This is a genomic window from Microterricola viridarii, assembly GCF_001542775.1.
GTDB classification, from domain to species: Bacteria; Actinomycetota; Actinomycetes; order Actinomycetales; family Microbacteriaceae; genus Microterricola; species Microterricola viridarii_A.
The window spans coordinates 593,921-611,714 of the sequence record NZ_CP014145.1 but is presented as its reverse complement, the minus strand read 5'-3'; the positions used below and the strand labels follow the sequence as shown (position 1 = coordinate 611,714).

General features: G+C 66.2%; 17 protein-coding genes. 2 read left to right on the top strand and 15 right to left on the bottom strand.

Going from position 1 to position 17,794, the window contains the following annotated elements; genetic code table 11:
- Window positions 1–31 precede the first annotated feature (31 nt).
- The 12 genes from AWU67_RS02775 to prmC all read right to left on the bottom strand — a co-directional run bounded on the left by AWU67_RS02775 (window position 32) and on the right by prmC (window position 10,751).
- The gene (locus tag AWU67_RS02775) at window positions 32–292 is read right to left on the bottom strand and encodes a F0F1 ATP synthase subunit epsilon (protein ID WP_067226482.1); all 261 of its coding nucleotides are present in this window, start codon (window positions 290–292) and stop codon (window positions 32–34) included.
- Between the two features lie 2 nt (window positions 293–294).
- Window positions 295–1,758, bottom strand: a complete 1,464-nt coding sequence (gene atpD / locus AWU67_RS02770) for a F0F1 ATP synthase subunit beta (protein ID WP_067226480.1) — start codon at window positions 1,756–1,758, stop codon at window positions 295–297.
- A gap of 40 nt (window positions 1,759–1,798) precedes the next feature.
- Entirely contained in the window at window positions 1,799–2,698 is a 900-nt protein-coding gene (locus AWU67_RS02765; protein WP_067226478.1) for a F0F1 ATP synthase subunit gamma, read from the bottom strand.
- Between the two features lie 55 nt (window positions 2,699–2,753).
- A complete protein-coding gene (gene atpA, locus AWU67_RS02760; protein WP_067226475.1) occupies window positions 2,754–4,385 on the bottom strand; it encodes a F0F1 ATP synthase subunit alpha in 1,632 nt (543 codons plus the stop codon).
- Window positions 4,386–4,474: 89 nt separating this feature from the next.
- Window positions 4,475–5,275, bottom strand: coding sequence for a F0F1 ATP synthase subunit delta (locus tag AWU67_RS02755; protein WP_067226472.1), 801 nt, complete (start codon window positions 5,273–5,275; stop codon window positions 4,475–4,477).
- Window positions 5,276–5,280: 5 nt separating this feature from the next.
- Window positions 5,281–5,847 (bottom strand): F0F1 ATP synthase subunit B, encoded by a 567-nt coding sequence (locus AWU67_RS02750; protein ID WP_067226470.1) that lies wholly within the window; start codon window positions 5,845–5,847, stop codon window positions 5,281–5,283.
- A 29-nt stretch (window positions 5,848–5,876) separates the two neighbouring features.
- On the bottom strand, window positions 5,877–6,113 hold the full coding sequence (gene atpE / locus AWU67_RS02745; RefSeq protein WP_067226465.1) for an ATP synthase F0 subunit C: 237 nt from the start codon (window positions 6,111–6,113) through the stop codon (window positions 5,877–5,879).
- A 53-nt stretch (window positions 6,114–6,166) separates the two neighbouring features.
- Complete coding sequence (atpB, locus tag AWU67_RS02740) at window positions 6,167–6,964, bottom strand: F0F1 ATP synthase subunit A (protein WP_067226461.1); 798 nt, start codon at window positions 6,962–6,964, stop codon at window positions 6,167–6,169.
- A 174-nt stretch (window positions 6,965–7,138) separates the two neighbouring features.
- Window positions 7,139–7,639 (bottom strand): hypothetical protein, encoded by a 501-nt coding sequence (locus AWU67_RS02735; RefSeq protein WP_067226457.1) that lies wholly within the window; start codon window positions 7,637–7,639, stop codon window positions 7,139–7,141.
- Window positions 7,636–8,925 carry an MraY family glycosyltransferase gene (locus AWU67_RS02730; protein ID WP_067226454.1) on the bottom strand — a complete coding sequence of 430 codons (1,290 nt, stop codon included), beginning with the start codon at window positions 8,923–8,925 and terminating at the stop codon, window positions 7,636–7,638. The genes AWU67_RS02735 and AWU67_RS02730 overlap by 4 nt, the downstream gene beginning before the upstream one ends.
- Complete coding sequence (locus AWU67_RS02725) at window positions 8,922–9,713, bottom strand: L-threonylcarbamoyladenylate synthase (RefSeq protein ID WP_067226451.1); 792 nt, start codon at window positions 9,711–9,713, stop codon at window positions 8,922–8,924. Before AWU67_RS02725 ends, AWU67_RS02730 begins: the two co-directional genes overlap by 4 nt.
- 156 nt (window positions 9,714–9,869) lie before the next feature.
- On the bottom strand, window positions 9,870–10,751 hold the full coding sequence (gene prmC, locus AWU67_RS02720) for a peptide chain release factor N(5)-glutamine methyltransferase (protein WP_067226447.1): 882 nt from the start codon (window positions 10,749–10,751) through the stop codon (window positions 9,870–9,872).
- Between the two features lie 115 nt (window positions 10,752–10,866).
- Between prmC and cysK the strand changes: the two genes are divergently transcribed.
- Both cysK and epsC read left to right on the top strand, forming a co-directional pair.
- A complete protein-coding gene (gene cysK / locus AWU67_RS02715; protein WP_067226444.1) occupies window positions 10,867–11,805 on the top strand; it encodes a cysteine synthase A in 939 nt (312 codons plus the stop codon).
- A 4-nt stretch (window positions 11,806–11,809) separates the two neighbouring features.
- Window positions 11,810–12,388 carry a serine O-acetyltransferase EpsC gene (epsC, locus tag AWU67_RS02710; protein WP_067226441.1) on the top strand — a complete coding sequence of 193 codons (579 nt, stop codon included), beginning with the start codon at window positions 11,810–11,812 and terminating at the stop codon, window positions 12,386–12,388.
- A 61-nt stretch (window positions 12,389–12,449) separates the two neighbouring features.
- On the opposite strand, the gene AWU67_RS02705 is transcribed toward epsC, so the two are convergent.
- The 3 genes from AWU67_RS02705 to rho all read right to left on the bottom strand — a co-directional run bounded on the left by AWU67_RS02705 (window position 12,450) and on the right by rho (window position 17,215).
- The gene (locus AWU67_RS02705) at window positions 12,450–13,619 is read right to left on the bottom strand and encodes a N(5)-(carboxyethyl)ornithine synthase (protein ID WP_067226438.1); all 1,170 of its coding nucleotides are present in this window, start codon (window positions 13,617–13,619) and stop codon (window positions 12,450–12,452) included.
- Between the two features lie 196 nt (window positions 13,620–13,815).
- The gene (gene prfA, locus AWU67_RS02700) at window positions 13,816–14,898 is read right to left on the bottom strand and encodes a peptide chain release factor 1 (protein WP_067226434.1); all 1,083 of its coding nucleotides are present in this window, start codon (window positions 14,896–14,898) and stop codon (window positions 13,816–13,818) included.
- Between the two features lie 100 nt (window positions 14,899–14,998).
- Window positions 14,999–17,215, bottom strand: a complete 2,217-nt coding sequence (rho, locus tag AWU67_RS02695) for a transcription termination factor Rho (protein ID WP_067226431.1) — start codon at window positions 17,213–17,215, stop codon at window positions 14,999–15,001.
- Between the last annotated feature and the right edge of the window lie 579 nt (window positions 17,216–17,794).

The window sequence follows — 17,794 nt, the reverse complement described above, 5'->3', positions numbered from 1 at the left end:
CCCGGCTTTGTCGTGGAACGGGTGGAGCTGACTAGACCAGACCGGCCTGGCGAGCAACAACTTGAACGTTGTTGTTCTCGACCGAGAGGAATCCGTCATCCGCCTGCGCAGTGATCTTCTCACCGCCGGGCAGCGTCACGCGGACCTCGCCACGGGCGAGGATCGCGAGAAGCGGCTCGTGGCCGGGGAGAATACCGATCTCTCCCTCGACGGTGCGAGCGATGAGCTGGGTAGCCTCGCCGGACCAGACTTCCTGGTCTGCCGAGACGACGCTCACGGACAGCGTGGCCATGCTTAGCCGTTCTCTTTCTGGATCTGAGCCCAACGCTCTTCGACGTCGGAGATGCCACCGACGTTGAAGAAGGCCTGCTCGGCGACGTGGTCGAACTCACCCTTGGCGATCGCGTCGAAGGACTCAATCGTCTCCTTGAGCGGAACGGTGGAACCCTCAACGCCGGTGAACTTCTTGGCCATGTAGGTGTTCTGCGAGAGGAACTGCTCGATACGGCGCGCACGCGACACCGTGATCTTGTCTTCCTCGGAGAGCTCGTCGACACCGAGGATGGCGATGATCTCCTGGAGTTCCTTGTTCTTCTGCAGGATCTGCTTGACCGAGGTCGCAACGCGGTAGTGGTCCTCGCCCAGGTAGCGGGGGTCGAGGATGCGCGAGGTGGAGGTCAGCGGGTCAACGGCCGGGTACAGACCCTTCGACGCGATCGCACGAGAAAGCTCGGTCGTGGCGTCGAGGTGGGCGAAGGTGGTCGCCGGAGCCGGGTCGGTGTAGTCGTCGGCGGGAACGTAGATCGCCTGCAGCGAGGTGATCGAGTGACCGCGGGTCGAGGTGATGCGCTCCTGGAGCACACCCATCTCGTCGGCGAGGTTCGGCTGGTAACCAACGGCAGAGGGCATACGACCCAGAAGGGTCGAGACCTCGGAGCCGGCCTGGGTGAAGCGGAAGATGTTGTCGATGAAGAGGAGAACGTCCTGCTTCGCGACGTCGCGGAAGTACTCAGCCATGGTCAGGGCCGAGAGTGCGACGCGCAGACGCGTTCCCGGCGGCTCGTCCATCTGGCCGAAGACAAGCGCGGTCTTGTCGAAGACGCCTGCTTCTTCCATCTCGTGGATGAGGTCGTTGCCCTCACGGGTGCGCTCACCGACACCGGCGAACACCGACACACCACCGTGGTCCTGCGCAACGCGCTGGATCATTTCCTGGATCAGAACGGTCTTACCAACACCGGCACCACCGAAGAGGCCGATCTTTCCACCCTGAACGTACGGCGTCAGAAGGTCGATGACCTTGATGCCGGTCTCGAACATGGTGGTCTTGGACTCGAGCTGGTCGAAGGCCGGAGCCTTGCGGTGGATCGGCCAACGCTCGGTGATCTCGATCGTCTCGCCGGGCTTGGCGTTGAGCACCTCACCGATGACGTTGAAGACCTTGCCCTTGGTGACGTCGCCGACGGGCACCGAGATCGGTGCGCCGGTGTCGGTCACTTCCTGGCCACGGACCAGACCATCGGTCGGGTTCAGGGCGATGGCGCGCACGACGTCGTCACCGAGGTGCTGGGCAACCTCGAGCGTGATCGTGGTGGACACACCGGCGATGGTGATGTCGGTCTTCAGCGCGTTGTAAATGCCGGGGATGGAGTCGTGCGGGAACTCGATGTCGACCACGGGGCCGGTGACGCGGGCGATCCGGCCAACGGAGCCCGCTGCACTCTCAGCCTGGACTGGCGCGGTAGCAGTGTCAGTCATTGTTCTCTCTCTTCTGGACTTACTTCGTAAAAAACTAGGGCTACTTGGCAGACGAAAGCGCGTCAGCGCCGCCGACGATCTCGGAAATCTGCTGCGTGATCTCGGACTGACGCGCGTTGTTTGCCAGGCGCGTGAAGTCGGTGATGAGCTTGTCGGCGTTGTCGGATGCCGACTTCATCGCCTTCTGGCGGCTGGCGTGCTCGGAAGCAGCCGACTGCAGCATGGCGTTGAAGAGGCGACTCTCGATGTAGACCGGCAGCAGGGCGTCGAGAACAGTCTCGACATCCGGCTCGAACTCGTACAGCGGCAGGATGTCCGTGGCGCCGGGCTCTTCGACACCCTCAACAACCTCGAGGGGAAGAAGTCGGACGACCTCGGGCACCTGGGTGACCATGCTGACGAAGCGGTTGTACACAACGTGGATCTCGTCCACGCCGCCGTCGTCACTGTCGCGGAGGAAAGCCTCGAGCAGTGCGTCGCCGATCTCCTTCGCCGTCTCGAACTGCGGCTGGTCGGTACCACCCGTCCACACGCGCTCAAAGGCGCGGTGGCGGAACGCGAAGTACGCGTTGGCCTTGCGGCCGACGAGGAAGTACACGACGTCCTTGCCCTGGGAGCGCAGCAACGTGCTGAGCTCTTCGGCCTCTCTGAGCACCTGAGAGCTGAATGCACCCGCGAGTCCACGGTCCGAGGTGAAGATGACGACGGCTGCCCGTTCGATCGTCTCCGGCTCGGTCGTGAGCACGTGGTCAACGTTCGAGTGCGTCGCAACCGCCGAGACGGCACGTGTGATGGCCCGCGAGTACGGCGTTGATGCCGTGACGCGTGCCTGCGCCTTCTGGATGCGTGATGCGGAGATCAGCTCCATGGCACGAGTGATCTTCTTGGTCGTCTGGGCAGACTTGATCTTCTGCCGGTAGACCCGAAGTTGCGCTCCCATGTCTCTCCTGTGATTCCTAGTTCAGTATCAGTCGAATAGTCGTCTCGGGCGTCGCTTAGCGACGGCCCTTGACGATCTTTTCCTGGTTGACGTCTTCTTCGGCGATGGCTTCGAACTTCTCGTTCGACGCCAACGGCTTGCCGTCGCCCGTCTGGAACTCGAGCTTGAACTTGTCAACGGCGGCCGACATCTCGGCGACGGTTGCGTCGTCGAGAACGTTGGTTGCCCGCAGGTTGTTCAGAACCTCGGTGTTGCGGCCCAGGTAGTCGAGCAGCTCGCGCTCGAAGCGCAGGATGTCCTCGACGGGAACCTCGTCCAGCTTGCCGTTGGTTCCGGCCCAGATCGAGACGACCTGGTCCTCGACCGGGAACGGCGAGTACTGGGGCTGCTTGAGCAGCTCGGTGAGGCGTGCGCCACGAGCAAGCTGACGGCGGCTGGCCGCGTCGAGGTCGGATGCGAACATCGCGAATGCCTCGAGCGAGCGGTACTGGGCCAGCTCAAGCTTCAGGGTTCCGGAAACCTTCTTGATCGACTTCACCTGAGCGTCGCCACCAACACGCGAGACCGAGATACCCACGTCAACAGCGGGGCGCTGGTTGGCGTTGAACAGGTCGGACTGCAGGAAGATCTGGCCGTCGGTGATCGAGATCACGTTGGTCGGGATGTAGGCCGAGACGTCGTTGGCCTTGGTCTCGATGATCGGAAGACCGGTCATCGAGCCGGCACCGAGCTCGTCGGAGAGCTTGGCGCAACGCTCGAGCAGACGGGAGTGCAGGTAGAACACGTCACCGGGGTATGCCTCACGTCCCGGCGGGCGACGCAGAAGAAGCGAAACCGCGCGGTAGGCCTCGGCCTGCTTGGAGAGGTCATCGAACACGATGAGAACGTGCTTGCCGGCGTACATCCAGTGCTGGCCGATGGCCGAGCCGGTGTACGGGGCGAGGTACTTGAAGCCGGCGGGGTCGGATGCCGGAGCGGCCACGATCGTGGTGTACTCCATGGCACCGGCGTCTTCGAGGGCACCCTTCACCGAGGCGATGGTGGAACCCTTCTGACCGATGGCAACGTAGATGCAGCGCACCTGCTTGTTGACATCGCCGGACTCCCAGTTGGCCTTCTGGTTGATGATGGTGTCGATCGCCAGAGCGGTCTTGCCGGTCTGACGGTCACCGATGATCAGCTGACGCTGGCCGCGGCCGATCGGGATCATGGCGTCGATGGCCTTGATACCGGTCTGCATCGGCTCGTGGACCGACTTGCGGGCCATGACGCCGGGCGCCTGGAGCTCGAGTGCGCGGCGGCCTTCTGCAACGATCTCGCCGAGACCGTCGATCGGGGCGCCGAGCGGGTCGACAACACGACCGAGGAACGCGTCACCGACGGGGACGGAGAGAACCTCACCCGTGCGGGTGACCTCCATGCCCTCGACGATGCCGTCGAACTCGCCGAGCACAACAACACCGATCTCATCTTCGTCGAGGTTCTGGGCGAGGCCCAGGGTGCCATCGGCGAACTTGATGAGCTCGTTGGCCATGACTCCGGGGAGACCTTCGACGTGAGCGATACCGTCACCGGCATCCGTCACGTGGCCAACCTCGGTGGCAGCAGCGCTGCCGGGCTCGTAAGCCTTGACGAAATCCTTGAGCGCGTCGCGGATCTCATCGGGGCTGATTGTGAGTTCTGCCATCATCTTCCCTTTTCTGCACGAGGTGTACAGGTTCTGTCGTTTCGAAGCCTTACGGCGCCGAGGTCAAATATGTTCCAGCCGACACAAGGTCAGCCGGCAAGCTGAATTCGCACATCGTTGAGACGAGATGCAATGCTGCCGTCGATCACGTCGTCGCCGACCTGAACGCGGAGTCCGCCGAGTACAGCGGGGTCAACCACCTGGTTGATCCGCAGCTCACGGCCGTAGCTGCCGGACAGCACTGCAGCGAGACGCTGCAGCTGCGCCGGAGCGATCTGAGTAGCCGAGGTCACCGTGGCGACGCCGAAACCGGCTTCGTCGGCGACAACGGATGCCGCGTGCCGAAGCAGCTCGCCGATGCGGCGGCCGCGAGGCTGCTGCACGAGCTGCTTGACGATGGCGACGGTCTGGTCCGAAGCCTTGCCCTGGAGCAGCGAGGTGACCAGGCTCGACTTCGCGTCGGCGGAGCCGAGCTTGTTCGAAATGGCCAGCTCAAGCTCGGCGTTAGAGGCAACGGCGGTGCCGAATGCGAACAGTTCCTGCTCGATCAGGGTGCCGGAGGGAACCGAGTCGGCGATTGCGCGCAGACCGAGTTCCTCGATGGCCGCCAGGACGTCTTCCTGGTCGGACCAGCGGCTGCTGGCAAGAGTGCGCAGCAGCTGCTGGGCCGGAGCCGAGAGCGACGAACCGAAGACCGAGTCGACAAGCGCGACCTTGGCCGCGGTGTCGGCGCCGGGGTCGGCGATCGCCTGCAGGAGCTGGCTCGAGCTGCCGATGACACGGCTGGCAGAGAACAGCTCCTCGCCGACGGCGAGGCTTGCTCCGCTGACTGCCGAAGCGGTCAGTGCGGCTCTCGCCGAAGCGAGGGCCTCTCTGGTCGCTGATCCCATAGTGACTACTTCTTTCCTGCCGAAGGCACAGCCTTCTCGGCGGCCTCCAGGTCTGCGAGGAAGCGGTCGACGATGGCGCTGGCCTTGGCGTCGTCGGTGAGGCTTTCGCCGATCACACCGGATGCCAGGTCAATCGCGAGCGTGCCGACCTCGGAGCGCAGCGAGACAACAGCGGCCTGCCGCTCTGCCTCGATCTGTGCCTGAGCCGACGCAGTGATGCGAGCGGCCTCGGTCGACGCGGAGGTCTTGGCCTCAGCGACGATCTTCTTGCCATCCTCGCGGGCAGCCTCGCGGATGTTGCCGGCCTCTGCACGCGCGTCGGCGAGCTGAGCGGTGTATTCCTCGAGAGCGGCCTCGGCCTTGCGCTGAGCCTCGTCGGCCTTCGCGATGTTGCCTTCGATCGCCTCGGCACGCTGGTCGAGCATGACCTGCATCTTGGGCAGTCCGAACTTCCAGAAGAAGACCAGGACGATCAAGAAGCAGACGGCCGACCAGATGATGTCGTACGACGCCGGGAGAAGCGGGTTCTGAGCCGCTTCTTCGGTTGCAGCAGTGAACACTGCGTGAAGCATCAGGCCTCCTTAGAGAGCGAAAAAGAGGATTAGAAGCCGAAGATGAAGGCGGTTGCGATACCGATGAAGGCGAGCGCCTCGGTGAAGGCGATACCGATCCACATCAGGACCTGCAGGCGGCCTGCGAGCTCGGGCTGGCGAGCGACACCCTCGATGGTCTTGCCGACGACGATACCCACACCGATGGCCGGGCCGATTGCTGCGAGGCCGTAGCCGACCGTCGCGATGCTGCCGGTGATGTCGGCGAGAACGGTTGTTGCGTCCACGTTTGTGTTTCCTTCCGTTGGGCGAATTCGGCGGGTGCCGGATTCGTCAGTTACTAGTGTTCTTCTGCGACCGCGAGCTGGATGTAGACCGCGGTAAGTAGGGCAAAGACGTAAGCCTGGAGTACGGCCACCAGCAGCTCGAACAGCGTGAAGACGAGTCCGAATGCGAGCGAGCCGACACCGAGCAGCGACCAGAGGCCGCCGGCCGTGAAGAAGAAGAACTGGGTTGCTGCGAAGAAGAGAACCAGCAGCAGGTGGCCGACCATCATGTTCATCAGAAGACGAAGGGCGAGGGTGACCGGGCGAATGATGAACGTCGAGATGAGCTCAATCGGCGTCACAATGATGTACACGGGCAGCGGAACGCCGGCCGGGAACAGGGAGTTCTTGAAGAACTTGCCCGGGCTCTTCTTGATACCCGCGTAGATGAACGTCACGTAGGAGACGAGCGCGAGGACAAGGGGAACACCGATGACGGCGGTGCCGGCGATGTTCAGACCCGGGATGATGCCCGTCAGGTTCATGAAGAGAACCATGAAGAAGATCGAGGTCAGGATCGGCAGGAACCGCTTGGCGTCCTTGCGGCCCAACAGGTCTTCACCGATGTTGACGCGGACGAGGTCCAGGCCCATCTCGATGAGGCTCTGGAAGCGACCGGGAACGAGCTTCATCTTGCGGGTTCCGAGCCAGAAGAGCAGGATCAGAACAGCCACGGCGAGGAAGCGCACCAGAACGATGCGGTTGATCTCGAAGTCGGTGCCGGCAAAAAGCACGGCATCTGGGAAAAATTCGCCGATGGATGGGGCGTGGAAGCCGCTATCGTCGGTTGAGGATGTGACCAGCAGGTTCACAGCGGTAGCTAACAGCGCTATCTCCTGTTTCGGGGCGTGGAGCTCGGCTCTCGCAACAACGAACGATGGGAACCGTTTTCAGACACGAAGGAGCTATGTCGAAAGCGGGGGGAACTGGATTCACTCTAGCAAGATATGCGGCCGAGACCGAATCGAAAGAGCCTCTCCCGGGAATTAATTGTGCTCTGGGCTCTGATCCGAGCTCTGATTGGGCAGCGTGACGTCGCTCACGTACGGCATCCGCGATTTCAGCATCACCATGACATCGACAATCAGCGATCCGATAACGCCCGCAATTACCGACAGGAACAGGATGACGGGGTTGACCCAGGCCTGGTCCTTGAGGATGAAGACGACCACGAGGAACACGACGAACTTCAGCAGCCAGCCGCCAAGCACGATGCCGAAGAAGGCACCGACGAACATGTCGGAGCCGCTGAAGCGGTTGGCCAGGAGGATCGTGCCCGCCGTGACGCCCATGAAGACCACGGCCAGAGCCGTGCCGATGAGTGCGCTGACGAGGCCCACTCCCCCATCGACCAGGAAGCCGATGACTCCGCCGACGACGGCGATGCCGAGTGCGACGAAGCCGCCCAGCACGAGGGCGCGGCGAAGCACCGGGTTCGAGGATGGCGTGTTGCTCTCGGGCTGCTTGGCTGGCGTGATGCCGGTCATGACTGGTCCTTGTGTGTGGGGGTTTCGGCGGTGGCCGCCAGGCTGGGAACGGGGCCGAGGTCGGTGAACCTCTCGGATGCCTCGTCGAGGGGGTCGAACGGAGCGGTGGCCGCGGCATTCGGGGAATCAACGGACGCGGCCTGGCTGGCCGCCTCGAGCGCCTTGCGCTTGCTGAGCGGGGCCAGGGTGACAGCGATGCAGGCGATCAGGCCGATCACGATGAACACCGACGCCCACCAGGCCGGAACGCCGAAGTTGGCGGGCAGGATGAAGAACAGGGCGCAGCCGATGGAGGCAACGGCCGTCCACGCATAGAAGATCAGCACGGCGTGCAGGTGAGAGTGGCCCATGTCGAGCAGGCGGTGGTGCAGGTGCTTGCGGTCGGCACTGAACGGCGACTTGCCGGCCCGCAGCCGGCGGAACACGGCGAGGCTGAAGTCGAGGAGCGGCACCAGCAGCACAGCGAACGGCAGGATGATCGGGATGAACGCCGGCATCAGCTCTGCACTAACCAGCGAAGGCGATGCCGGGCTGACCTGCGTGGTGACGGCGATGGCGGATGTCGCCATCAGCAGGCCGATCAGCAACGCACCGGCATCCCCCATGAACAGCTTCGCCGGGTGCCAGTTCAGCGGCAGGAAGCCGACGCAGGCACCGACGAGCAGTGCGGCGATCAGCGAGGCCAAATTGAAGTAGTTGCTCGGCGAGGTCTGCTGCACGAGAAGGTAGGTGTAGAGGAAGAAGACGCCGTTGGCGATCAGTGCGACGCCGGCGACGAGGCCGTCGAGCCCGTCGATGAAATTGATGGCGTTCATCACCAGCACGATGGCGAACACGGTGATGATCAGCGAGATCCAGGAGGAGCCGATCGCGGTCACGCCGCCGAGCGGCAGCGCGTAGACCTGCACGCCCTTCCAGGCGATCAGGCCGGCGGCGAGGAACTGGCCGGCGAGTTTCGTCATCCAGTCGAGGTCCCAGATGTCGTCGGCGACACCGATCAGCACGATCAGCAGGGCGCCGCCGAGGATCGCGAAGATCTGCGCCGGGTCGTCGAAGATGATCTTGAGCGGGGGGAACTGGGCCGAGATCAACCAGGCCACGCCGAATGCGACGACGATGCCGAGGAACATGGCGATGCCGCCGAGACGCGGCGTCGGGCGGGTGTGCACGTCGCGGGCGCGGATCTTCGGGTACAGCTTGTAGCGGTGGGCCAGCTTGTAGACCAACATCGACAGGCCGAAGGTGACCAGCGCTGAGATCAGCGCGAGCACCACGAATAGGGTCACGCGCTCGGCTCCACAGGCTCGGGTGCGTCATCCGGCGCGGCCTGGTCCGTCTGATCGGCCTGGTCGGCCCGCTCTGCCGGGGCGGGGGCCTCCACCGCGGGGGCGAGTAGCTCGCCGACGATGGCGGCGATCTTCTCGCGCGAGATCACGCCGGCCCGCACGATGCGCAGCAGGCCGCCGTCGGTACCGAGCATCGTCGCATCGACGATCGTAGAAGAGAGGTCGCCGTCGCGTTCACCGATCGCCGCATAGCCGGCGCCGGATTCGCCGCCGTCGAGGTAGACCTCCACGCTCTCGCCGAGCATCGACTCGGCCTGCGAGGCGTCGGTCGCGGCCGGCATCCCGGTGAGGTTGGCGGAGGAGACGGCGAGCGGACCCGTCTCGCTGAGCAGTTCGAGGGCGAGCGGGTTGCTCGGCATCCGCAGCGCGACGGTGCCGCGGGTCTCGCCGAGATCCCAGCTGAGCGAGGGCTGCGCGCGCAGGATGACGGTGAGTCCGCCGGGCCAGAATGCGTCGATCAGGTCGCGTGCGGCCTGCGGCACCTCGGCCGCCAGCGCGTCGAGCGTGGCGATGCCGGGAATCAGCACGGGCGGCGGCGAGGTGCGCCCGCGGCCCTTGGCCTCGAGCAACCGCTGCACGGCGGCCGGGTTGAACGCGTCGGCGGCGATGCCGTAGACGGTGTCGGTGGGCATGACAACGAGCGCGCCGCGGCCAATCGCCGAGCGCGCCAGCCTCATTCCGGACATGAGTTCGGTGTCGACAGAGCAGTCGAAGATGCGTGGAGCCATTTCCGACGATTCTAGTGCAGCCAGTCTGGGGGAATCTGGCAGCGCGCGGAAGCGGCTGCGTCACTGCTCGGCAGCGGCCGACATCCAGGCCTTCCAGCTGACCTCGACCGGTCGCCAGCTGCCGGCCGCCACCGGGCAGCCCGCCGCGCGGTGCGCTCAGCGCAGGGCGGTGGTGGCCCGGTCGCGGGTCGTGAAGTCGCGGTGGCCCGCCACTGCGCGCCAACCGTCGGCGCGAAGCAGTGCGGCGATCTCCGCCGCCTGCAGCTCTCCGTGCTCGATGACGAGCGTGCCGCCCGGGTGCAACAGCCGGAGCGCGGTCTGCGAGACGTGGCGCACCACGTCGAGGCCGTCTTCCCCGCCATAGAGGGCGTGCTCCGGGTCGAACAGGCGCACCTCCGGGTCGCGCGGGATCGCGGCCAGCGGGATGTACGGCGGGTTGGAGATGACGACGCTGACGGTGCCGTCGAGCTCGTGCAGCGCGTCGGCGAGGTCGGCGAATTGGAGCGTGGCGTTGCCGGCACCCGTCTCACGGAAGTTGCGGCTGGTCCACACGAAGGCCTCCGGCGAGTTCTCGACCGCCCAGATGCGGGCGCGCGGCACCTCGGTGGCCATGGCCAGCGCGATGGCGCCGCTGCCGGTGCCGAGGTCGACGCCGATCGGGCTGGGTGCCGCGGCGGCGTGCAGGGCGTCGATGGCGATCTGGGCCACCTGCTCGGTCTCGGGGCGGGGTACGAAGACGCCGGGGCCGACGGCGAGCTCCAAGGAACGGAACGGGGCCAGGCCGGTGATGTGCTGCAGCGGCTCGCGCAGGGCGCGACGAGCGACGAGGGGCTCGAGCGCGGCGACATCCGCTGCGCTCAGCAGGGCGTCGGTGACGATGCCGGCCTGCAGCTCACCGCGGGAGCGCCCCGTCACGTGCCCGATCAGCAGCTCGGCGTCAATCTGCGGGTCGAGGATGCCGGCCGCGCCGAGCCTGGCCGCCGCGGCATCCCGGACCTCGCGCACGGGCCGGGGGGCGTCTTTTGCTGAAACATTCACATATGGGAATGTAACGCACTCGCCTGTGCCGGCTCCGAGGCCTAGTGTGGAGCGAGCCGCGCTGTTGTTGCTCCGGGCGCGTCTCCGTTCGATTCTGCAGTGAAAGGCTTCGCGCATGGCACCCCGCATCTACGACAGCATCATCGACACCATCGGCAACACGCCCCTGGTTCGCCTGAACAAGATCACCGACGGTTCCGCCGCCACCGTTCTCGCGAAGCTCGAGTTCTACAGCCCGGCCGCGAGCGTGAAAGACCGCATCGGGCTCGCCATCATCAACGCCGCGGAGAAGTCGGGGCAGCTGAAGCCCGGCGGAACCATCGTCGAAGGCACCAGCGGAAACACCGGCATCGCGCTTGCCCTCGTCGGCGCCGCGCGCGGCTACAAGGTCGTGCTGACCATGCCCGAGTCGATGAGCAAGGAACGCCGCGTGCTGCTGCGCGCCTACGGCGCCGAACTCGTGCTCACTCCCGGCGCCGATGGCATGCGCGGCGCAGTGGAGCGGGCAGAGCAGATCGTGGCCGAGACGCCCGGCGCAATCCTCGCCAGCCAGTTCGCCAACCCGGCCAACCCGGCCATCCACCGTGCAACGACGGGCGAGGAGATCTGGGCCGACACCGACGGCGAGATCGACATCTTCGTCGCCGGCATCGGCACGGGCGGCACCATCACCGGTGCCGGCGGGCTGCTCAAAGAGCGCAAGCCCGGCCTGCAGGTCATCGCGGTCGAGCCGCTGGACTCCCCCATCCTGACCGGCGGAACCCCCGGCCCGCACAAGATCCAGGGCCTCGGCGCCAACTTCGTGCCCGCCATCCTCGACACCACCGTCTACGACGAGGTCATCGATGTGGCCACGCCGGATGCCGTCGCCACCGCGCGCCGTCTGGCCACCGACGAGGCGATCCTCGGCGGCATCTCTTCTGGCGCCGCCGTGTGGGCAGCGCTCGAGGTTGCCAAGCGACCGGAGAACGCCGGCAAGACGATCGTTGTCGTCGTGCCCGACTTCGGTGAGCGCTACGTGAGCACGGTTCTGTACGAAGACCTGCTTGACTAAGGGAATGAGCTTCTTCGCAGCGCTTCGGGAGGACGTGGCCACAGCCAGGGCGCATGACCCGGCCGCCCGAAGCAATGCGGAGATCTTCCTCGCCTACTCGGGTCTGCACGCCGTGTGGAGCTACCGACTCGCGCACCGGCTCTGGGTCCGCGGCATCCGCCTGCCCGCCCGTCTACTCTCGCAGTTCACCCGATTCCTCACCGGCATCGAGATCCACCCGGGCGCGACGATCGGCCGTCGGCTGTTCATCGACCACGGTATGGGCGTCGTCATCGGCGAGACGGCCGTGCTCGGCGACGACGTCATGCTCTACCACGGGGTGACGCTCGGCGGGAAGGGCCGGCACGGCGTCAAGCCGGGCGACAAACGGCACCCGACGCTCGAGGATGGCGTGACCGTCGGCGCGGGCGCGCAGGTGCTCGGCGACATCGTCATCGGCGCGTGGAGCACGATCGGCGCGAACGCGGTGATGGGCAAGGACGCCCCGCCGCACTCGTTGATCATCGGCGTTCCTGCACACATCCGGCCTTTGAGGCCCGAGACGATGGATGCCGCACGCGGTGTGCACGACTGGGTGATTTAGCCGCGGCATCCGCCCGCCAGCCGGGCCTCGCTGCGGCGCCGCCGGCAGGTGTGTCTGCGCGTCAGATCCCGCTCGTGGCCTCGCCGAGGCGGAGGTGCGGGTACTCGGCCGCCCGATGCTGGAACGCCAGGATCGCGGGGTTCACAATGACACCCCGGTCGATCTCGATGGCGCGGCTGATCGTCGCGTTGCCCTCCCACGCCGCCCGACCGCCCATGACCGTTCCGAGGAAGGGCAGCAGTGCCTCGCTGATCTCCCAGCTGGCGGAGTTGAACAGGTAAGACGGGCTGTGGTCGACGGCGTAGTAGTTGATGCTGCCGCCCACCGTGAACATCGGCTCGGCAAAGGTTGTCGAGCGCGCCCAGTCGAAGCCCATGCCGTCGTCGCAGGAGACATCGATGATGAGGCTGCCGGGGCGGAACGCGTCGAGGTCGCTCGTGCGCAGGTAGAGCAATGGGGCGTTCGGATCCTGCAGCGTGCAGTTGACGACAATGTCGCTCTCGGCCAAGAACGGGGCCAGTGGAACCCGGCCGTCATCCGTGATCACTTCGCTGAGATACGGACCGTCGTCGTGGTCGAACTGCACGATTTGGGCGGAGTGGATCGGCGCGGCAACCGACGCGACGCGGCGGTTGGTGAGCACGCGCACATCGTGGATGCCGAGGGCATTCAGTGCTGTGACGGCCCCACGGGCCGTTGCCCCGAAGCCGATGACGACAGCAGTGAGACGGCGGCCGTAGTCGCCGGTCGAGCCACACAGCGCCAGGGCGTGCAGCACCGAGCTGTAGCCGGCGATCTCGTTGTTCTTGTGGAACACGTGCAGGCCGAAGCCCCCGTCGGCCGTCCAGTGATTCATCGCCTCAAACGCGATGAGCGTCATGTTTTTATCGACGGCCAGCTGGGTGAGCGCGGCATCCTGAACGCAGTGCGGCCAGCCCCAGAGCGTCTGCCCATCGCGGAGGCCCGCGACATCCTCAAGCTGCGGCTTGGGAAGCAGCACGACATCGGATGCCGCGATCAACGCGCCGCGCGGGAGGATCGCCCGCACCATGGGCGCAATCTCGGCATCGCCAACTCCGAAGTGCTGGCCGAAACCCTCTTCGACCACGATGCGCTGCCGCAACGATTCGTCGATGCGCTCGAAGTGCGCAGGGTGGATGGGGACTCGTCGTTCATCGGGCTTCCGCGATGCGCCGAGCACACCGAGAACCGTTTCGTGCGTTGAAGGCATGCGCTCATCCCGCTCACGGGGGTCAGTGTGACTCCGTGCTGCCGACACTACTGCACAGGGCGGGGAGAGCAGTGCGCCCACCGAGTCGGCGCCGGTATCCGAGCCTCGCGCGAGGCGGGCACGCGGCAGAGACACCAGTGGCGCAGCCGGCCGAAGCCTGCTGCGCCACTGGTGATGAGCCTGCGCTGCTGTTGGGCTACTCGCCCTGGTCGCCGATGTCGGCCAGGCGCGCCTCCTCGTCGGCGTGGATCGCCGACTCGATGACGGGGTCAAGGGCGCCGTTCATCACGGAGTCCAAGTTGTACGCCTTGTAGCCGGTGCGGTGGTCCGCGATGCGGTTCTCCGGGAAGTTGTACGTGCGGATGCGCTCGGAGCGGTCCATGGTGCGGATCTGGGTCTTGCGCTTGGCGCTGTCCAGCTCGGCCTGCTCCTCCTGGCGGCGGGCCAGGATGCGGGCGCGCAGCACACGCATGCCGGCCTCGCGGTTCTGCAGCTGGCTCTTCTCGTTCTGCATGGCGACGACAATGCCGGTCGGGAGGTGGGTGATGCGCACGGCGGAGTCGGTGGTGTTCACCGACTGGCCGCCGGGGCCGCTGGAACGGTAGACGTCGATCTTGAGGTCGTTCGCGTGGATCTCGACCTCTTCCGGCTCGTCCACCTCGGGGAAGACCAGCACGCCGGTCGTCGAGGTGTGGATGCGGCCCTGGGTCTCGGTCGCGGGCACGCGCTGCACGCGGTGCACGCCGCCCTCGTACTTGAGGTGCGCCCAGACGCCCTGCGAGGGGTCGGTGGCGTTCGACTTGATCGCGATCTGCACGTTCTTGTAGCCGCCGAGGTCGCTCTCGTCGCTCTCGAGCATCTCGGTCTTCCAGCCCTTGGAGGCGGCGTACTGGATGTACATGCGGAGCAGGTCAGCGGCGAACAGGGCGCTCTCGGCCCCGCCCTCTCCACCCTTGATCTCCATGATCACGTCGCGGCCGTCATCCGGATCGCGAGGAATCAGCAGCCGGCGCAGCTTCTCCTGCGCGGTGGCGAGGTGCTCCTCCATCGCGGGCAGTTCCTCGGCGAAGGCATCATCCTCCTTGGCCAGCTCCTTGGCGGCGGCGAGGTCGTCCTGCGCCTGCACCCACCCCTCGTGGGCGGCGACGATCTTGGAGAGCTCGGCGTAGCGCCGGTTCACCTTCTTGGCGCGTGCCGCATCCGCGTGCAGCGCGGGGTCTGCGAGCTGCTCCTGCAGATCGGCGTGCTCCTTGAACAGGACCTGGACTGATTCAAACATTGCTTCCTCCGTGACTTATTCTCCCTCAACGACAAGAACCCGCCTGTCCTGCGGATGCACGATCGTGCATCCGCGGGACGAGACGGGTTCTGGCAGGGAGCTAGCGGTGGTCGTTCTCGTGACCGGCGGAGCCCGCCGGCATGGTCTTCTGCACCTGCATCAGGAACTCGACGTTGGACTGGGTCTCCTTGAGGCGACCGAGAACAGCCTCGAGAGCCGCCTGCTGGTCGAGGCCGGCGAGTGCGCGGCGCAGCTTCCAGGTGATCTTGACCTCGTCGGAGCTCATCAGCATCTCTTCGCGGCGGGTGCCGGACGCGTTGACGTCGACTGCCGGGAAGATGCGCTTGTCGGCGAGCTGACGCGAGAGGCGCAGCTCCATGTTGCCGGTGCCCTTGAACTCCTCGAAGATGACCTCGTCCATCTTGGAACCGGTCTCGATGAGCGCGGTGGCCAGGATGGTGAGCGAGCCACCGTTCTCGATGTTGCGGGCGGCACCGAAGAAGCGCTTCGGCGGGTAGAGCGCTGCCGCGTCGACGCCACCGGAGAGGATCCGGCCGGATGCCGGCGAGGCGAGGTTGTATGCACGGCCGAGGCGCGTGATCGAGTCGAGCAGCACGACGACGTCGTGGCCCAGCTCTACGAGGCGCTTGGCGCGTTCAATGGCCAGCTCGGCAACGGTGGTGTGGTCTTCTGCCGGGCGGTCGAAGGTGGAGGCGATGACCTCACCCTTGACGGTGCGCTGCATGTCGGTGACCTCTTCGGGCCGCTCGTCGACCAGCACAACCATGAGGTGGACCTCGGGGTTATTGATGGCGATGGCGCTGGCGATCTGCTGCAGCACGATGGTCTTGCCGGCCTTCGGCGGCGCGACGATCAGGCCGCGCTGGCCCTTGCCGATCGGCGACACGAGGTCGATGATGCGCTGCGTGAGCTTGCCGGACTCGGTCTCCAGACGCAGACGCTCCTGCGGGTAGAGCGGGGTCAGCTTCTGGAACTCGACGCGGGCTGCGGCCTCGTCGACGGTCTGGCCGTTGATCGAGTCCACCTTGACGATGGCGTTGTACTTCTGACGACCGTTCGCGTCACCCTCGCGCGGCTGGCGGATGGAGCCGACGACGGCGTCACCCTTGCGCAGGTTGTACTTCTTGACCTGGCCGAGCGAGACGTAGACGTCGCTCGGTCCCGGCAGGTAGCCGCTGGTGCGCACGAAAGCGTAGTTGTCGAGAACATCGAGGATGCCGGCAACGGGAACGAGCACGTCGTCGTCGCTGAGCTCGGGCTCGAACTCGTCATCGAGGCCGCCGCCACGGCGCTTGCGGTCACGGAAACGGCTGCGGCCGCCCCGGTCGCCCTCGAGGAGCTCGCGCTCGCCACGGCCGCCGTCACGCTCGCCGCGGTTCGGAGCCTGCTGGGCGTTCTGACCCTGCTCCTGCTGCTGGCCGCGCTGGTTGCGCTGGTTGCCCTGGCGCTCACCCTGCTGGCGGTCCTGCTGCTGGTTGCCCTGCTGACGGTCGCCCTGCTGGCGCTCTGCCTGCTGGCCCTCGCCCTGCTCGCCGTTGTGCTGCTGCTTGTTGCGGTTGCGGTTGCGTCCACGGCCCTGACGGGGCTCCTCGACGGTTCCGGCTTCCGTGGTCTCGCCCTCGGCGGACTCGGTGGGCTCTGCGGCCTCGGCCGTCTCGCCGTTCGCGGTGGCGTCTCCGCCACGCGAGCTGCGACGGCGGTTGCGGCCGCCACGCTCGTTCTGCGCGGGCTTCTCGGCGACCTCGGCCGTGGCGTCGGCCTCGGCGTTGTCGGTCGCGGCGGGGGCGACGTCGGCGGCGGTGCCGGCCTCGGTCGTCTCAACGGTGGTGCGCGCGTTGCTGGCCTTGTTGCCCTGGTTCGCCTTGCTCGCCTTGCTCGCGGCGACGGCATCCAGTGCGGGCACGAGGCTGTCCAGGCCGGTGCCGGCCTCGACGTTCACGTGGCCGGCTGCCGCGGTTGCGGAGCTCGCACGGCGCGGTCCGCGCTTGGCGCGGGCGGGCTGCTCGGCGGGCGCCTCAGCTGCGGGTGCCTTGGCTGCGGGAGCCTGGGCAGCCGGGGCCTCGGCCGCGGGTGCGGCGTCGACGATGACGGCCTCCGCTGCTGCGGCCGGGGCGGGGGCTGCCTGGGCAGCTCCGGCTTCGGTCTCGGAGATCGCATCGATCAGCTCGCCCTTGCGGAGCTTGCCTGCGCCGCTGATGCCCAGCTGATTGGCCAGGGCCTGCAGCTCGGCAACGCGCAATGCGTTCAGTTCGGTACGGGTGTGTGCGCCAGTGGCGCCGGTGTTGACATCAGTCACGGGGTATGGTCCTTCCGCCTGTGCACGACATGACATGTGTGCCAGGGAGCTGATCGTTCGAGCTTCTGAGAGCGAGTATCAAGGGAGATGACGCGCAGAGCAGTTGGCGCGAGCGAAAGCAAGATTTGCTGGAAATACACCGGGTTCTGGCTGCTTGTGAGCGCCGTTTACCGGGTGCGAAGTCAGCCTAGCATCACAGGCTGGGCGTTAATGACACGCGAACGGGGCGCGTGTCGCGCGGCGACACGAAAGGCAGCGGCCCATTACGAGGAAACCTACGAAACTGTGACCGCTGCTCGCCGGGTTTCCCAGGCGAGACCCGCCCCGCGCACCGGACTCTCGCACACCGGTCCCCCGCATTCGCTCGGGGCTTCGCTCGTTCCTCGCTCTAGCCACCGGGAGAGCGCGAGCCACCGGGAGATGAGCGCGCCGGGTTTCGACAGGCTCAACCAGCGGGGGCAGGCTCAACCAGCGGGGGCAGGCTCAACCAGCCGGGGACAGGCTCAACCACCGGGGGCAGTCTCAACCAGCGGAGGAGTGGCCGGGCGCCCGCCCAACGAAGAAGAGCGGATGCCGCGG